Origin of the sequence: Yersinia sp. 22-579 (genome assembly GCF_030433455.1) — a bacterium.
Taxonomy (GTDB): Bacteria; Pseudomonadota; Gammaproteobacteria; order Enterobacterales; family Enterobacteriaceae; genus Yersinia; species Yersinia enterocolitica.
Genome location: NZ_JAUJTZ010000002.1, coordinates 172,861 through 187,800, shown reverse-complemented (window position 1 = coordinate 187,800; position 14,940 = coordinate 172,861). Strand labels below are relative to the sequence as shown.

Sequence of the window (14,940 nt, the reverse complement as noted above, 5' to 3'; positions counted from 1 at the left end):
GTTTTAGTGGTGAACAGCCCTGACGTGCAAAGTATTGCCTTCCACTAAAATGACTTCAACTTCGGTGCCGACATTTAGCTCATTAGCACTATAAATGCGCCAACTGCTATCACCCACTTTCATGCGACCGTAGCCATCAACTGTCGGTTCCGTCAGGGTAGCCCGCGTTCCCAGCAATTGATGATTACGTTGATTCAACATCGCGGGTTGTGGCTTGATACGCTTACTGAGCCAATACCACCACAAGATGGCTGATACGACTGTCAAAACAGCAAACAGTACGCCTTGCATCTCCCAGCTAAAGGGGAAAAGCCAGACCAGAATACCGACCACCACGGCTGCGACACCGCTCCACAGCATATAACCACTGGCCCCTAGCATCTCGGCTGCCAGTAATAGGCCGCCGAGTGATAGCCAAAACCAGTTTGGATTTGCTGCAATTTCCTCCAGCATGGTTATTTACCCCGGCTGTTTTTACTCTCACCAATCAGCTCTGCAATACCACCGATAGCACCCATCAGGTTGCTGGCTTCCAGTGGCATCATAATGACTTTGCTATTATTGGCCGAACCAATGTGTTGCAGGGCGTCGGTATATTTCTGTGCCACAAAGTAGTTAATAGCTTGAATATCACCGGCAGCAATAGCTTCAGAAACCATTTTGGTTGCCTGAGCTTCCGCTTCTGCCGCACGTTCACGAGCTTCTGCTTGCAAGAATGCAGACTGACGTTCACCTTCGGCTTTCAGAATTTGTGATTGTTTCTCACCTTCAGCACGCAGAATAGCCGCCTGACGAACCCCTTCGGCTTCCAGAATATCAGCACGTTTAGTACGTTCAGCCTTCATCTGGGCATTCATCGCAGAAATAAGTTCAGTCGGTGGGCGCACATCACGGATTTCAATACGGGTAATTTTAATGCCCCACGGGTTGGTGGCTTCATCGACGATGTGCAGCAGGCGGCTGTTGATGTTGTCGCGTTGGGACAACATTTCATCCAGCTCCATAGAACCCAAAACAGTACGGAAGTTGGTCATGGTCAGGTTGACGATAGCCAACTCCAAATTGCTGACTTCATATGCGGCTTTCACCGGGTCAATAACCTGAATAAAGCAGACAGCATCAATCGCCACATTGGCGTTGTCGCGGGAAATGATTTCTTGGGATGGAATATCCAGAACCTGTTCCATCATATTGATTTTACGACCAATACGATCCATAAATGGCACGACGATATTCAGGCCTGGCATCAGTGTTTTGGTATAACGGCCAAAACGCTCGACTGTCCATTGAAAACCTTGTGGGACGATTTTGATTGAGGAAAAGACCACAATCAGAGCTACAACAATAAGAACAGGGATAACCGTAAACATATTTAACTTCCTGTCAGCAATGATTTTTGTTTCTTAATATTACGTGACGGGGCGCTAAATGCCTAACGAAAGGCAGGTAAAAGCGTGTAAATGAGAGAAAGTCAGGTTGGGGCAGAATAAAACAGCGCGGGTTGGCCCCGCGCAGTAGCAAATAATGGTAACAGGTAGGGCGAAAAATGATCGTTAAGAGCGCCTGTTAGTACAGTAATGCATAAAGCTGACGGCGGTATTTAGCCGCCAGTGCATCGCCAGTGCCTAATGCCGCCAAAATATCCATTAATGTCTTACGCGCAGTACCATTCGCGGCGGCCAGATCTTGCTTCAAGTGGCCTAGCAACAACTCCAGCGCCTCTTCGTTACGGCCAACCTGATGCAGTTGCAGCGCTAACTGAACCGCCAGTTCGACGTTATCAGGTTGTTCAGCGACTTGTTGTTGGAGTTGCTGGATTTCTGGTGTGTCAGCGGCTTGTTTGAGCAACTCGATTTGTGCAATCAGCCCCTGATAACGGCTATCACGGTCTTGCAGTGGTATGGTCGCCAATACGCTTTCGGCATCTTCGCTACGGTTGAGCTGAATTTGCGCATCAGCCAGTTGCAGCGCAATATCGCTGGTTTGCGGGTTATGGCTTTGTTGCATTAACTGCCACGCATCTTTCAGCAGTGGTAGTGCTTCTTGTACCTTACCCTCGTTCATCAACTGTGCCGCTTCGGCCGCTTTCAACTCTTCAGGCTTCGGTAATACCCGTTGCAATAATTCGCGGATAACTTCTTCTGGCTGTGGCCCTTGGAAGCCATCAACCGGTTGTCCGTCTTTAAACAGATAAACGGCTGGAATTGAGCGCAAACCAAATTGTGAAGCCACCATCTGCTGTGCATCGCAATCGACTCGCGCCAGAATAAATTGGCCTGCATACTCAGCGGCCAGTTTATCCAGCACTGGAGTGAGTTGCAGACAGTGCTGGCTGCGTTCAGACCAAAAATAGAACAGCACCGGTACTGTCATGGACTGTTCTAAGGTCTGATGTAGGTTCGCTTCGGTAATATCAATCGTTGTAGGTGCTAGCATGAATTATTTCTCTCATCCGTTTTATACCCGTCATACTTCAAGCTGCATGTGTGTTGGCTGCTCTCATTCACCCGAATCATTGACTGGTGTCAACTCATCGGGATTCATTCGCTTGCCGCCTTCCTGCCACTCGAATTATTTAGGGTATAGCAGTTAATTGGGGCTAATTATGTTGCTTCAACCCTCATCACTATTATCAAGAATTGCCACGCAGGACTTTATCTAACATTCGGCCCGGTAATATGCGGCGCAGTATCGTCAATGCATGGGCCACTAAGGTGACCGGATATCGCAATTGCGGGCGCGGGCTTTCCAGCGCGTGACGCAATTTCGGCAAAATCGCTTCTGGTGGCAGTGTAAAACGCTGCGCAATACCGGGGTTACTCACCGGCTTATCAACTTGGGCCTGATTCACATTTTGTGTGAAATGGGTGCTTATCGGGCCTGGTTCAATCAAACTGACATGAATTCCGCTGTCATGCAGTTCCATTCGTAATGCATCCGACCAAGCTTCTAACGCATATTTACTGGCGGCATAGGCACCACGGCCGGCAGTTGAAACCAATCCCATCACTGAACTGGTTTGAATAATGCGCCCTTCACCATGAGGTAGCATGGCGGGCAGTAAAAGCTGCGTCAATTGATGGGTGCCAAACAGATTGGTGGAAAATTGTTTTTCCAACTGCTGGCGTGAAATTGTCTGTAATGGGCCGTACAGGCCAAAACCACCATTATTAAACAAACCATACAAACGCCCGTCAGTCAGTTCAATAACTTGTGCTGCCGCGCGTTCGACACTGGCGCTGTCATCCAAATCCAGTTCAATACCTTCCAGACCCAACAGTATCATCTTTGCCACATCATCGGGCTTACGGCAGGCGGCGAGGACGCGATAGCCTCGGTTTTTCAAGTCTTGTGCTGCAACCAGGCCAATGCCGCTGGAACAACCGGTAATTAATACTGTTTTTTGCATAACTTTACCTGGTGAGTGGTTCTATTTGTTTGAACAAGTGTTATTACTGCTTACTAGTTACTAACGGCTTGAGTTGTTGCGCCATCCAATCTGCAATGAAAGGTTGCGCCTGTGCGTTAGGATGTAAACCATCATCCTGCATCCACTCTGGCTTCACAGCAACCTGTTCCATAAAGAAAGGTACCAATGGAATGCCAAATTGCTGTGCCAGTTGTGGATACATCGCACTGAAGGCATCAGTATAACGGCGGCCGTAGTTAGGTGGAATGCGGATTTGCATCAACAAAGGTTGCGCTTTTGCTTCTTTTATCAGATTGATAACTTGCGTGAGATCCCGTTGAATATCCTGCGGTGGAAAACCGCGCAGGCCGTCATTGGCACCTAATTCAATCAGTACCCAGCGGGGCTGATGTTGTTTCAGCAAGGCAGGCAGACGGGCTAAGCCCTGGGCCGCCGTATCGCCACTGATACTGGCGTTAACCACCTTTGGTAATGATGGGGTAGTCTGCCATGTTTTATCCAGTCGTGAAGGCCAGGCTTCGGCAATGGGCAGGCGGTAACCGGCGCTTAAACTGTCGCCGAGAATCAAAAGTGTATCGGTTGCGGCGGCACGCAAACTGAATAATCCCAATAGTAATAGGAAGGGAAGATGCCAGCGGAAAACGTTCTTGAAGTTCATCATCTTAATAAACACGTCGGTCAGGGTGAGCAACAGCTCTCCATCCTTACCGGAGTTGAGCTGGTTGTCAAACCCGCTCAGACAATTGCGCTGATTGGTGAGTCAGGTTCAGGTAAATCAACTTTGCTGGGAATTCTGGCGGGCCTCGATGATGGCAGTAGCGGTGAGGTGAGTTTACTCGGCCACTCTTTGACTGCCATGGATGAAGAAGGGCGCGCACAACTGCGGGCAAAAAATGTCGGTTTTGTTTTCCAATCATTTATGTTGGTGCCGACACTTAATACATTAGAAAACGTGCAGCTTCCGGCGCTGTTACGTGGTGAAAGTGAGCGCGAGAGTAAAGTGCATGCCATTGAGCTATTAAAGCTGGTGGGCCTTGAGAAGCGCCTTCACCACCTTCCTGCCCAACTCTCCGGCGGCGAGCAGCAACGGGTGGCGCTGGCTCGGGCTTTTAGTGGTCGGCCAAAAGTGTTATTTGCCGATGAGCCAACCGGCAATCTTGACCGCCATACCGGTGACCGTATTGCTGACTTACTCTTTTCTCTTAATCGCGACTATGACACCACGCTGATACTGGTAACCCATGATGTGCAACTGGCTGGCCGTTGCCAGCGTCGGCTGCGGCTACAAGACGGTAAATTGTGGGAGGAAGCATGATTTGGCGCTGGTTTTGGCGTGAATGGCGCTCGCCCTCACTGCTGATTGTCTGGTTGGCATTAACTCTGGCTGTCGCTTGTGTACTGGCGCTAGGGACTATCAGCGATCGCATGGAAAAAGGGCTTAGTCAGCAAAGTCGTGATTTTCTGGCGGGCGATCGGGTGCTGAAGACGTCTCACCCAGCCCCGGAAGAGTGGTTGTTGGAGGCGAAAAAGCAGGGATTGTCTGTCAGCCGCCAGCTTTCATTTATGACCATGACTTTTGCTGGTGATCGCCCACAACTGGCAGATGTAAAAGCCACAGATTTAGCTTATCCATTGTATGGCAAGCTAGAAACCTCACCGACACAAGTCAAACTTGAGCCGGGAACCGCGCTGGTGGCCCCGCGGTTGTTGGCGCTGCTCGGCGTTAAAGTCGGCGACACACTGGAAGTTGGTGATACTTCGTTGAAAATCATTGGCGAAGTGCTGCAGGAACCTGATTCGGGTTTTAACCCCTTCCAGACCGCACCGCGAATTTTAATCAATCTGGCGGATGTAGAGAAAACCGGTGCAATACAACCGGGCAGCCGTTTGAGCTATCTTTATATGTTTGCAGGCCCAACGGAGGCTATTACTCAGTTTAGTGACTGGCTGACGCCGCAATTGAAACCGGATCAGCGCTGGTATGGTTTGCAAGAGTCGGGCGGTGCGCTGGGGAAATCCCTACAGCGCGCGCAGCAGTTCTTGCTGTTATCGGCGTTATTGACGTTATTGCTCTCCATTGCCGCTGTTGCCGTGGCGATGGGGCATTATTGCCGCAGTCGCTATGATCTGGTGGCCGTGCTAAAGACATTAGGTGCCGGGCGCAGTGCATTGCGGCGGTTGATTATCGGCCAATGGCTCTCGGTTTTAGTATTGGCAGGGCTGTGCGGCAGTGTCATTGGTTTATTGTTCGAGAAAATATTAGTTCGTTTGTTATCCCCGGTATTACCCGCCGCATTACCGGCAGCTGGCGTATGGCCATGGGTATGGTCAATGGGATCGCTGATATTGATTTCTCTGCTGGTGGGTATTCGCCCATACCGGCAACTGCTGGCGACTCAACCGCTGCGAGTACTGCGCCGTGATGTCTCCGCTAATGTCTGGCCGCTGCGCTACTTTATTCCGGTGATGCTCGTCATTGTGGTGGGGCTATTAGCCTTACTGATGGGGGGGAATACGCTGCTATGGGCGATCCTCGGGGGGATGGTGGTATTGGCGTTGCTGCTAGGTGTGGTTGGATGGGGCGGTTTATTACTGTTACGCCGCCTGACGGTCACTCGCCTGTCATTGCGGCTGGCTATAAACCGCCTATTGCGCCAACCTTGGATGACCTTGACCCAACTGGCCGCATTCTCACTCTCATTTATGCTTTTGGCGCTGTTATTGGTGCTGCGCGGGGATCTATTGGACCGCTGGCAACAACAGTTGCCGCCAGACAGCCCGAATTACTTTTTGCTGAATATGACACCGCAACAGGTGCCGCAAGTCACGGAGTTTCTCACGCAGCATCAGATAACGCCGTCGACTTTCTATCCTATCGTCCGAGTGCGTTTGAGTGAGATTAATCAGCAACTGGCGACTGAGCGGGTCGCAGAAGATGCACCCGGTGGTGAGGCGGTTAATCGGGAGCTGAATCTGACCTGGCAGCAGGATTTACCGGCGCACAATATTTTGACCGCAGGCCAATGGCCGCCTAAGGCGGATGAGGTATCGATAGAGCAGGGGATTGCTGACAGATTGGGTATTAAAATCGGCGATAAACTGACATTCAGTGGCGATACGCAGTCATTTGGTGCCACGGTGAGCAGTGTTCGTCAGGTGGATTGGGAAAGTCTGCGCCCTAATTTTTACTTTATTTTCCCGCCGGGCGCTCTGGATGGGCAACCACAAACCTGGCTGACCAGCTTCCGTTATCACGGTGACGGGGAGGTTTTGACGCAATTGAACCGCCAGTTCCCGACTCTCAGCTTGCTGGATATCGGCGCGATGTTGAAACAGGTTGGGCAAGTGCTGCAACAGGTTAGCCGAGCGTTGGAAGTGATGGTGGTATTGGTGATCATCTGTGGCACCTTACTGCTATTAGCGCAAGTGCAAGTTGGTATGCGCCAGCGTCGTCAAGAACTGGTGGTTTACCGGACACTTGGTGCAAGTAAACGCTTACTGCGAGGTACATTGTGGTGGGAGTTTGCGTTACTGGGGCTGGTGGCGGGGCTGGCGGCAGCCATTGGTGCCGAAGCCGCACTTTGGGCATTACAACGGTTAGTGTTTGATTTCCCGTGGCAGCCAAACTGGGTCATGTGGTGGTTATTACCGCTGGCTGCGGCCTTGTTGCTGTCACTGTGCGGTGGTTGGTTAGGGGCTCGATTATTGCGAGGGCGGGCGCTGTTCCGTCATTACACGGATTAGTGAAATAACGCGGGCGGCATAAACTGCCCGCGCTTCAGTTATAACTTGGCTTGCGCCCAGCGCAGGGCGTTTTGGTATTCCGCTGGTAACAGCGGGGCCAGTGTCGCCAAGGCGGTGCTTAATGCCGCACCATCGGGATCATTTAAATTCAGATGACCCACTTTGCGGCCTTCGCGCACTTCTTTTTCATACCAATGCAGATGCACCAAGGGCAGTGACAGCCACTCGGTATTCACTGGCGTACCAATCAGATTGACCATCGCCGACGGAGTATTGACCACCGGCGTTGGCAGTGGCAAATTCAAAATAGCGCGCAGATGCAGCTCAAACTGGCTGATAGAAGCGCCATTTTGTGTCCAATGCCCACTATTATGTACCCGTGGTGCCAGCTCATTGATCAACAAACTGTCGCCGACGATAAAGCATTCCATCGCCATCACACCAACATAATTCAGCTTATCCATAATGGCAGACAGCATTTTTTCTGCTTGCTGCTGTAGTTTGCTATTGGGTTGTGGTAAAGCCACACTCATGCGCAGGATGCCATCTTCATGCAGATTATGGGTGAGTGGATAAAAGACCGATTTACCTTGATGGCTGCGCGCACCGACCAGTGAAACCTCGCCAGAAAAGTTAATACCCTGCTCGACAATACATTCGCCGTAAGCATCGGCGGGTAAACTCTCTTGTTCACCGGTGCGTAAACGCCACTGACCTCGGCCGTCATAACCGCCGACCCGACGTTTTACGATGGCTAATTCACCCAGCGTGGCAAAAATGTGCGGCCATTCGCTGGCGCTCGCCAATAATTGCCAGGGAGCGGTCGCCAAATTCAGGCTATCGAGCAATTGCTTTTGCGTCAGACGATCAGCCAACTGAGGAAAAATATCGCGGTTAACGAAAGCCGTGTGGGTGGCGAGTTCGCGCGTTAAAGCAGTTTCCGGCCAGCGCTCAATTTCGGCGGTAATCACACTATTCTGATAGGGCACGGCTTCTGGCTCGGCATCTAAACCCACCGGATAAACGGCAATACCTAGCGGCTCGCCGGCCTGACGCAGCATGCGCCCTAACTGACCATTTCCTAATACGCAAACAGGTTTCATGCCGTCACCTGTATGTCTGGCACCCGCGGATCTGGATTATCTAACACTTCGTCGGTTTGGTTTTTGCGCCAATCAGCTAAACGTGCAGCCAATTCAGTATCATGCAGTGCCAATATTTGCGCTGCTAGCAAGGCGGCATTCGCGGCACCCGCCTTACCAATCGCCAATGTTCCCACAGGAATCCCACGCGGCATCTGCACGATGGAATACAGGCTATCGACACCACTTAATGCCGCACTTTGTACCGGCACACCGAGTACGGGTACCAGTGTTTTGGCTGCCAGCATACCCGGCAAGTGAGCTGCGCCGCCCGCACCTGCAATAATGACATGTAAGCCATTGGCATCGGCTTGTTCGGCAAAACTGAACAGTTTGTCAGGGGTTCGGTGCGCGGAAACAACTTCGACATGAAACGGGACATTGAGCGTGGTGAGCACGTCGGCGGCGAACTGCATGGTGGCCCAGTCACTCTTGGACCCCATTACGATAGCGATTTTAACCCCGGCTGGATAAGCCGAATCGAGGTTAGCTCCCATGAGTGTAAAGCTCCTGTGATTGCGCAAGCGTCGGCCAGAGCGATTTTCTATAAATCGTGACTGGCGAAGAGGGCGTAGAGCATATCATGAGCCACAGGCTAGGAAAACGGTTGCGTAGCTGCTTTTGGCGGGTTTTATTAGTTTTTTATCGTGGTTTATGAGGTAAAACGTGAAGGCTAAAACGGGAATTTAATCAATTCAACCTTATCGGCCGTGACTTTAACCATTGAGCCTTCAACATGCCAGGCGCCCAAAACCACCCGGTGTGCGGTTGTCGATGCTAATTCAACAGTATGAACAGCAGGGCGATGGGTATGCCCATGAATCATCCAACTGACATTATTCCGCTCGAAAGTCTCAACTACCGCGTGTGGATTCACATCCATAATCAGTTGCGATTTGCCGCTATTATTTTGTTGGCTTTGATTGCGCATATAAGCAGCAATGCGTAACCGAAAGCGCAGCGGCAGCCATAAGAATAATTTTTGGATCACAGGGTTGTGTACTCGACGGCGAAAATGCTGATAGTCAGCATCATCAGTACACAGGGTATCGCCATGTAAAATAACGATTTTACGGCCATATAAATCAACAACTTTTTCTTCCGGTAGCAAAGTCATGCCACTTTCAAAAGCAAAGTGTTTACCGAGTAGAAAATCGCGATTTCCGTGGATAAAGTAGCAAGGCACGCCGTGTTGTTGGAGTGATTTTAACGCAGCAGCGATTTGCCGATACAGCGGTTCGGGATCATCATCGCCAATCCAGGACTCGAATAAATCGCCTAGGATATATAGCGCGTCAGCATGAATCGCTTCACGCTGGATAAAATGCAGAAAACCGGCAGTGATTGCCGGTTCCTGAACGCTAAGATGCAAATCTGCAATAAAAAGCGTGCTCATTAAGCCGTTATTACTCGCTTACAGTAACGCTTTGAATGATCACATCTTCTTTTGGCACATCTTGATGCATACCGCTGCGACCGGTAGCCACGTTTTTGATTTTATCAACCACGTCCAAGCCTTCAGTCACTTCAGCAAATACACAGTAACCCCAACCATCCGGGCGTTCTGAACGGAAGTTCAGGAAGTCATTGTCTGCAACGTTAATAAAGAACTGAGCTGTGGCAGAGTGTGGATCGTTAGTACGCGCCATTGCCAAAGTGCCACGGGTATTTTTCAAACCGTTGTTGGCTTCGTTCTTGATTGGAGCATCAGTCGTTTTCTGGTTCATGCCTGGCTCAAAACCACCGCCCTGAATCATGAAACCATCGATAACACGGTGGAAGATAGTGTTATCATAGAAACCTTTACGGCAGTAGTTCAGGAAGTTTTCAACGGTAACCGGCGCTTTATCCGCGAAGGTGTTGATGACGATATCGCCGTGATTAGTATGAAAAGTGACCATAATAATGTTCCTGCTAGTGTAATAAGTGTATTCACAAATGAGTCGTGACTCTTTAGACGGCTCTTATATCATATCTGCGGGATTGAGTCAGCACTCGAAACGCCGCCAGGATAGGCGAAAAAGTGCTGTATCATGAGCTGATTTGCCGCATAATCTGATGATATCTTTTTAAACCATGCGTTTCGCAAAAACAAAAACCACGGAATGTCCCGATGCTAAAGATTTTTAATACACTGAGTCGCCAAAAAGAGGAATTCAAGCCTATTCATGCCGGTAAAATTGGCATGTACGTATGCGGGATCACCATTTATGACCTGTGTCACATTGGGCATGGGCGTACTTTTGTCGCTTTCGACGTCGTTGCGCGTTATTTGCGTTATTTAGGTTACTCTCTGACATATGTCCGCAACGTGACAGACGTTGACGACAAAATTATCAAACGCGCCATTGAAAACAATGAAACTTGTGAGCAATTGACCACGCGCATGTTGGCTGAAATGCATAAAGATTTTGATGCATTGAACCTTAAACGCCCAGATTTAGAGCCACGTGCTACTCATCACATTCCAGAGATTATTGAGCTAACCGAGCGTTTGATCGCCCGCAACCATGCTTATGTGGCGGCCAATGGGGATGTTATGTTCTCGGTTGAAAGTGATCCGGATTACGGTGTGTTATCACGTCAGGACTTGGATCAGTTGCAGGCAGGTGCACGTGTTGAAGTGGCTGATGTTAAACGTAATCCGATGGATTTCGTGCTGTGGAAAATGTCCAAACCGGGTGAACCTAGTTGGGAATCACCTTGGGGGCCGGGCCGCCCAGGCTGGCATATTGAATGCTCCGCAATGAACGGTAAACAGCTCGGTGCGCATTTCGATATTCATGGTGGTGGCTCTGATTTGATGTTCCCGCACCATGAAAATGAGATTGCACAATCTACCTGTGCCCATGATGGCCCATATGTTAATTACTGGATGCATTCCGGTATGGTGATGATCGACAAAGAAAAAATGTCGAAGTCATTGAATAACTTCTTCACTATCCGTGATGTGCTGGCGTATTACGATGCGGAAACCGTGCGCTATTTCCTGATGTCTGGCCACTATCGTAGCCAGCTTAATTACAGCGAAGAAAACCTCAAGCAAGCACGTGCTTCATTAGAGCGTTTATATACTGCGCTGCGCGGCACTGACGAGAATGCAACGCCGGCGGGTGGCGCTGAGTTTGAAGCGCGTTTCCGTGCGGCAATGGATGATGATTTCAATACTCCAGAAGCCTACTCGGTGCTGTTTGATATCGCACGCGAAGTGAATCGTCTTAAAACTGAAGATATGACCGCGGCAAATGCGTTAGCCGCAGAGTTGCGTAAACTGGCGCATGTGCTGGGATTATTGGAACAGGATCCAGAACTGTTTTTACAAAGTGGTGCGCAAACGGACGACGATGAAGTGGCAAAAATCGAAGCTCTGATCAAACAGCGCAACGATGCCCGCAGCAGCAAAGATTGGGCGCTGGCAGACTCCGCTCGTGATCAATTGAATGAATTGGGTATTGTGCTGGAAGATGGCCCGCAAGGGACGACCTGGCGTCGTAAGTAACAGGTAGTTTAGGTGCTGTTAGCCTAAATAATTCGAGTTGCAGGAAGGCACACGCAGCTTGAAGTCTGACAGGTAGAAAATTAAAAAAATTGCGGTTCTGGTGTTCGCCAGCAACCGCATTTTTTTGCCTATATCTTGTACTTTTCACTACTACAACGGCAGTTTTTTGCAATAACCAGCTAAAACTCGCCGTTGCTGAGGTTATTAGGCTTTAACCTGTACTTTCATACCTTGAAACTCAACAATTTGGTCAGCCAGGATCTTGCAGCGCTTACGCGTTTCTACATTTCCGTCGACTTTTACCTGCCCATCAGCGATGGCGGCTTTTGCTGATGCTCCGCTATCGTTCCAACCTTGCAACTTTAATAAGTCACACAGTTCGACGTGCGGGTGTTTTTCCAAATGAAAAATGTCCATTACTGTCCTTTCACTCTATTTTCGTTGATGTCGTGATATTCCTCGCAGGCTTGCAAGGTATTTTGTATCAGTGTTGCAACGGTCATCGGCCCGACGCCACCGGGAACCGGTGTAATCCAACCCGCACGCTCAACAGCGACATCAAATTCTACATCGCCGACTACTTTACCACTTTCAAGGCGGTTAATGCCGACATCAATCACGATTGCGCCGGGTTTAATCCACTCACCGGGAATAAAACCGGGTTTACCGACGGCGACCACCAATAAATCCGCATTTTCGACATGCTGGCGCAGATTTTTAGTGAAACGATGCGTGACGGTAGTGGTGCAGCCAGCCAGCAATAACTCAAGGCTCATCGGGCGACCAACAATATTGGATGCTCCCACGACGACAGCGTTCAGGCCGTAAGTCGGGATGTCGTAACGCTCCAGCAGTGTCACTATACCGCGTGGGGTGCAAGGGCGCAGTTTAGGTGCGCGCTGACACAAGCGACCCACGTTGTAAGGATGGAAACCATCGACGTCTTTATCTGGATGAATGTGTTCCAGGACTTTGACATTATCAATCCCCGCGGGCAGTGGCAGTTGCACCAGAATCCCATCGATTTCACTATCATTATTCAGTGAATCAATTAATGCTAACAGCTCGGCTTCCGTGGTGGTCATCGGCAGGTCATAAGAACGGGAAACAAAACCCACTTCTTCGCATGCCTTACGTTTACTGGCGACATAAATTTGTGAAGCTGGATTTTCACCTACCAACACAACAGCAAGGCCGGGAGCACGTTTACCGGCAGCTAAACGTTTCTGTACCAACGCAGCTACTTCGTTTCGTACCTGCTGCGCAATCGTTTTACCATCTATAATTTTCGCTGACATCAGTGGAAGGGTCCATCAATTAAAAAAGCGGGAATCCGCCTATTTTGTCAGAAGCGGGGCGTGCTGTCAGGCGTATAATAACGATTAATTAACGATTAAATAGCCAGTTGATAAACCATAAGGCGAAAACCCATTGACTCAAAAGCGACTGCCCGTATAATCCAACCCGCAACTGACTACCGGCAGCGTTCTATGCTGCGGTAAATATCAAATGCGCCCTTAGCTCAGTTGGATAGAGCAACGGCCTTCTAAGCCGTAGGTCACAGGTTCGAGCCCTGTAGGGCGTACCATCTATACTTCTTCTGCCGTCTATCTAAGTCTACTAATCCCTTATATAATCAGCCTCTCTGACAATTCCTAGCATCCCAACGTCTACCTACATCCACTGCAATCAACAACAAAGTGGGGGTACTATTGGGGGTATGTCTAGGTTCAATGAAGTGAGATACCCCCACATGAAATTGAACGCCCGACAAGTCGATACGGCAAAGCCAAAAGAGAAACCTTATAAGCTATCTGATGGCGGTGGATTATTTTTGTTAGTAAAAACTACTGGTTCACGTTGTTGGCGGCTGAAGTATCGGATCGCCGGTAAAGAAAAATTGCTAGCATTTGGGGTCTATCCTGATATCACTCTTGCTGAAGCCAGAGCAAAAAGAGATGAGGCAAAGCGTATACTTGCAGTGGGCGGCGACCCTGGTGAAGAAAAAAAAGTAGAAAAACAAACCAGAAAAGTCAGCATTGATAACACGTTCGAAGCTCTAGCCAGAGAATGGCATGCCTACAAAAGGCCCAATTGGTCCAAAGGTTATGCTGAAGATTTAATGGAGTCATTCGAAAAAGACATCTTCCCTTACGTTGGCAAACGTCCAGTTGCCGAAATCAAACCTCTAGAAATTCTCGAAACCCTACGCAAATTAGAAAAGCGTGGAGTCCTCGATAAGATGCGTAAAATCCGTCAGGCATGCAGCCAAACCTTCCGTTATGCAATAGTAACTGGCAGAGCAGAGAACAATCCAGCAAGTGAACTAGCTGGCGCTCTGGCTGTTCAGAAGCATACGCATTACCCCCACCTCTTAGCTAACGAGCTTCCCGCATACCTTAACGCTCTCAATGCCTATAGCGGCAGCACAGTCACTCGAATAGCAACACGGCTACTTATGCTTACTGGTGTTCGTACAACTGAACTACGGGCTGCTGAGTGGCTAGAATTTGACTTGGACAAAGCCGTCTGGGAAGTTCCCACCGCCAGAATGAAAATGCGTCGTCCTCACTTGGTTCCCTTGTCAGAGCAAGTTTTGGCATTACTGCATCAATTACATGAGATTACTGGGCGATTTAAACTGGTATTCCCCGGTCGTAATGACAGCTTAAAGCCAATGAGCGAAGCCAGTATTAATCAGGTCATAAAACGTATTGGTTATCATGGTAAAGCCACTGGTCACGGTTTCCGTCACACTATGAGTACCATTTTACATGAGCAGGGGTTTAATACTGCGTGGATAGAAACACAGTTGGCACACGTGGATAAAAACAGCATTCGTGGTACCTACAATCACGCCCAGTATCTGGATGGTCGTCGAGAAATGCTTCAGTGGTATGCCGACTATATGGATAGCCTGGAACGTCAGTCAAAAGTTTAGTGATTAGGTAAAATTCTTCCGTGAGGAATAAAAAAGGGTCGGTTCAGTAGGTTCAGTCGGTTCAATATTTTAGTTGGTTGATTTATAGGTTAATTAATTCATTTTTTGAACCGACCCTGAACCGACTTTAGGCCGTTTGAACCGACCCTATTCACGTTATCCCCCGCAAAATTGGCTTTCTCTC

15 protein-coding genes and 1 tRNA gene are annotated in these 14,940 nt (G+C 49.3%); 5 read left to right on the top strand and 11 right to left on the bottom strand.

Annotation, left to right across the window (positions count from 1 at the left end):
- Positions 1-3: 3 nt before the first annotated feature.
- The 5 genes from QSV56_RS03245 to tesA all read right to left on the bottom strand — a co-directional run bounded on the left by QSV56_RS03245 (position 4) and on the right by tesA (position 4,088).
- Positions 4-453, bottom strand: coding sequence for an NfeD family protein (locus tag QSV56_RS03245; protein ID WP_005158242.1), 450 nt, complete (start codon positions 451-453; stop codon positions 4-6).
- 2 nt (positions 454-455) lie between these two features.
- Positions 456-1,370 (bottom strand): SPFH domain-containing protein, encoded by a 915-nt coding sequence (locus tag QSV56_RS03240; protein ID WP_005158246.1) that lies wholly within the window; start codon positions 1,368-1,370, stop codon positions 456-458.
- A 196-nt stretch (positions 1,371-1,566) separates the two neighbouring features.
- The gene (locus QSV56_RS03235; protein WP_019082582.1) at positions 1,567-2,436 is read right to left on the bottom strand and encodes a co-chaperone YbbN; all 870 of its coding nucleotides are present in this window, start codon (positions 2,434-2,436) and stop codon (positions 1,567-1,569) included.
- A gap of 196 nt (positions 2,437-2,632) precedes the next feature.
- A complete protein-coding gene (locus QSV56_RS03230; RefSeq protein ID WP_301210700.1) occupies positions 2,633-3,409 on the bottom strand; it encodes an SDR family oxidoreductase in 777 nt (258 codons plus the stop codon).
- Positions 3,410-3,452: 43 nt separating this feature from the next.
- Positions 3,453-4,088: a multifunctional acyl-CoA thioesterase I/protease I/lysophospholipase L1 gene (tesA, locus tag QSV56_RS03225; RefSeq protein ID WP_026018172.1), complete on the bottom strand. Its 636-nt coding sequence runs from the start codon at positions 4,086-4,088 to the stop codon at positions 3,453-3,455.
- Here tesA and ybbA point away from each other — a divergent pair.
- The gene (ybbA, locus tag QSV56_RS03220) at positions 4,059-4,745 is read left to right on the top strand and encodes a putative ABC transporter ATP-binding protein YbbA (RefSeq protein ID WP_019081253.1); all 687 of its coding nucleotides are present in this window, start codon (positions 4,059-4,061) and stop codon (positions 4,743-4,745) included. The two genes, tesA and ybbA, sit on opposite strands and share 30 nt — an antisense overlap.
- Positions 4,742-7,174, top strand: a complete 2,433-nt coding sequence (gene ybbP, locus QSV56_RS03215; protein WP_301210697.1) for a putative ABC transporter permease subunit YbbP — start codon at positions 4,742-4,744, stop codon at positions 7,172-7,174. Before ybbA ends, ybbP begins: the two co-directional genes overlap by 4 nt.
- A 38-nt stretch (positions 7,175-7,212) precedes the next feature.
- Here the strand turns inward: ybbP and purK are convergent, their stop codons facing one another.
- From purK to ppiB, 4 genes are all read right to left on the bottom strand, one after another.
- Entirely contained in the window at positions 7,213-8,277 is a 1,065-nt protein-coding gene (purK, locus tag QSV56_RS03210) for a 5-(carboxyamino)imidazole ribonucleotide synthase (protein WP_046051427.1), read from the bottom strand.
- Positions 8,274-8,813 (bottom strand): 5-(carboxyamino)imidazole ribonucleotide mutase, encoded by a 540-nt coding sequence (purE, locus tag QSV56_RS03205; RefSeq protein ID WP_050880139.1) that lies wholly within the window; start codon positions 8,811-8,813, stop codon positions 8,274-8,276. Before purE ends, purK begins: the two co-directional genes overlap by 4 nt.
- Before the next feature lie 176 nt (positions 8,814-8,989).
- Positions 8,990-9,712: a UDP-2,3-diacylglucosamine diphosphatase gene (locus tag QSV56_RS03200; protein WP_019081249.1), complete on the bottom strand. Its 723-nt coding sequence runs from the start codon at positions 9,710-9,712 to the stop codon at positions 8,990-8,992.
- Positions 9,713-9,722: 10 nt separating this feature from the next.
- Entirely contained in the window at positions 9,723-10,217 is a 495-nt protein-coding gene (ppiB, locus tag QSV56_RS03195; protein ID WP_005158275.1) for a peptidylprolyl isomerase B, read from the bottom strand.
- 212 nt (positions 10,218-10,429) lie between these two features.
- Between ppiB and cysS the strand changes: the two genes are divergently transcribed.
- On the top strand, positions 10,430-11,815 hold the full coding sequence (gene cysS, locus QSV56_RS03190) for a cysteine--tRNA ligase (protein ID WP_050158688.1): 1,386 nt from the start codon (positions 10,430-10,432) through the stop codon (positions 11,813-11,815).
- A gap of 204 nt (positions 11,816-12,019) precedes the next feature.
- Here the strand turns inward: cysS and ybcJ are convergent, their stop codons facing one another.
- Entirely contained in the window at positions 12,020-12,232 is a 213-nt protein-coding gene (ybcJ, locus tag QSV56_RS03185) for a ribosome-associated protein YbcJ (RefSeq protein ID WP_004390634.1), read from the bottom strand.
- The gene (folD, locus tag QSV56_RS03180; protein ID WP_011816853.1) at positions 12,232-13,113 is read right to left on the bottom strand and encodes a bifunctional methylenetetrahydrofolate dehydrogenase/methenyltetrahydrofolate cyclohydrolase FolD; all 882 of its coding nucleotides are present in this window, start codon (positions 13,111-13,113) and stop codon (positions 12,232-12,234) included. The genes ybcJ and folD overlap by 1 nt, the downstream gene beginning before the upstream one ends.
- Positions 13,114-13,326: 213 nt before the next feature.
- Here folD and QSV56_RS03175 point away from each other — a divergent pair.
- Positions 13,327-13,403, top strand: a tRNA-Arg gene (locus tag QSV56_RS03175).
- A 165-nt stretch (positions 13,404-13,568) separates the two neighbouring features.
- On the top strand, positions 13,569-14,756 hold the full coding sequence (locus tag QSV56_RS03170) for a tyrosine-type recombinase/integrase (protein WP_301210691.1): 1,188 nt from the start codon (positions 13,569-13,571) through the stop codon (positions 14,754-14,756).
- Positions 14,757-14,940: the final 184 nt, after the last annotated feature.